The organism is Bartonella sp. AD328YNZD (assembly GCF_042196425.1).
The window spans coordinates 1-2,346 of record NZ_JBHIQG010000353.1; the positions used below are offsets into that span (position 1 = coordinate 1).

Consider the following 2,346-nt stretch of genomic DNA (forward strand, 5'->3'; position numbering starts at 1 on the left):
TGCAAACCATAAACATTTTGAATAATCTCCCTCGCCATTTTAAGCGGCCTCCCATCCTTCCCGCTCCCTCTATAAGCAAAACAAAGGAAAACAGCAATAATGCCGCAAAATACCCCCGCCTTCAAAATCACGCTCCGCACAACCATCATACGCCCCCCTCCTTCATAAGGAACAACCAAAAACATCGCCCTTAAGAACACACCCCATGGGATAGCCACACTCCTTCATAACCAAAAACCAAAGAGAATTCTTAAATCCCACAAGCTCAACACTCCAGCCACAGCGCCCCTTGCAAACGCTTCAATCCCCTCAAGCCCTAACCCTCAAAAGACAAAACTGCACAAAACCCTAAAACCCCACACTCAATACGCATCCCCTTAAAAACAAAGAGCCTCAATCTACAGTAGTCTATCATCATGAGAGGCTTTTAAATGTATTCGTTTTTTAGAGTACATTTTGTTCAAAATTGTTGCATGCATCAACACATCTTTAAAAACAGTTCAATGGATGTCGAACTTAGAATAAGCACTCAGTTGAAAAAAGTATTCATGAAATTTTAATGCACAATAGTTTTTTAAATTCATTTTTTTGATATTTTCTACAACCTAATGTTAGAAATTCTCCTGTTTTTTAAGTCCTCTGATTGCAAAGGAGGCTTTTTTTATAACTGTATTATCTTCAATCAATCTCCTGTTAACTTTGTGATATTCCTCTATAAGGTCTACCCGCAAAATAGATCATTCTTTTGTCAAATTGACTTGCGTTCCATTCTTAAAGAACAAAGATTCTTAACTCAATCTGATTTACAAACAGCTTGGATACACTTCCCTCTTGGCTTCTATTCAGGGTTTTCCGCTAAACTCAAGGCGCAACAGAAGATTGCTCTGTCTCAAAGATTCACCACGCCCCTAAAAAACACTTAAAACATATCCCAAAAAGCTTGCTTCATATCACCAAACCTTAAAGGATAGTGTTTTACGGTATAAGCTGTTTTACACCATAATAGAATGACTAATATTTGATGATATTCTTTATCGTATCACACCAATAGGCTGATGTATAATCACAATCAATTGTTCTTCAGATTAAAATTAAGAGAGCAGAATATCGCAAGATTCTCTTATTTATGTTGAATCAATCAACACCATTTCCTTGCGCGTTACAATCGGGAGAGACAGATGGAATAAAATACTTCAAAGATAAAAAAAATCAAAAGACCTCTTCTAAACACTCTCAAGTTCCAAGAGCTGTCATCCCATTAAGAGCGAAAATAGTAGATAGTGCGAACCGCTCTCTTATTAGATTTCATAGAAGAGATTATCCACTTCATAAGGACTTTCTCCGTTAATTCATTCACCAACATTATTGTAATATGAAAATCACTCTATATTTCTTTAAAAGAAGTCCGTAAATATGCAACACAAGTCTATTCTGTTTGGAACATTCGGTTTTACGGTAAGAGCGTAAACTCATTTTAAAAAAGCCCTAAAATGTAAGGTAATGCGCACTTTCCATTCAAATATTGCTCTTTAACCATCAAACCAAATAAAAAATAGACAGGAAAGATGGAGAAAGGCTTAGCCCTTTAAATTCTTCCCACAGGCATTAATCTTCTTTCTTTTAGAGATACCCCCAATATATACAACATCCTTCCTTTCTAGTGCCCCCTTCTAACATCCTCAAAGAATCCAAAAGTTGATATGGCTTATTCTGTTGTATCATAAAACACTGTTCGTTGAGGACAGTGTTGAAGCAGTTAAAATAATTGAAGTGTTTTTCCAACGCCATTAGTTAAACAAAAAGACAAACTGTAGGAAAATACCTTACAGATCTCGTGTGAAAAAAAATCAAAAAAAAATCAAAAAAAAAGCACAAAAATATCTTAATTATCATAGAAGCGTTAGTATCTTTTATCATTATACTGACGAGCGAGTCTTATCATACAATGGTCTCAAATGCTGAGGATATCAAAGGGAATATCCATAGCAAGCGCAACAACCGATCAGTATAAGATAAGAGAATAAATTTCTTGGCTGTCTCTATATCTTTATGGAATACGCCTTCCCCTATGGATGCACTCTAGCCCTCAAAAAGAGTGCATCCTTCCCCTCAAGGGATACCTCCGACCCTCAAAGGAGGCATCCAATCTATGAGGATGCACTCTAGCCCTCAAAAAGAGTGCATCCTTCCCCTCAAGGGATACCTCCGACCCTCAAAGGAGGCATCCAATCTATGAGGATGCACTCTAGCCCTCAAAAAGAGTGCATCCTTCCCCTCAAGGGATACCGCCAAACCCTCAAAGGCAGTATCCAATCTATGAGGATGCACTCTAGCCCTCAAAAAGAG

The 2,346-nt window shown here is 37.6% G+C and carries 1 protein-coding gene; it reads right to left on the reverse strand.

Annotated elements, in window-relative coordinates:
- Positions 1 to 218: hypothetical protein (locus tag ACFIO3_RS11675; protein ID WP_375704503.1), on the reverse strand; the 218-nt coding region annotated here is incomplete at its 3' end.
- Positions 219 to 2,346 lie beyond the last annotated feature (2,128 nt).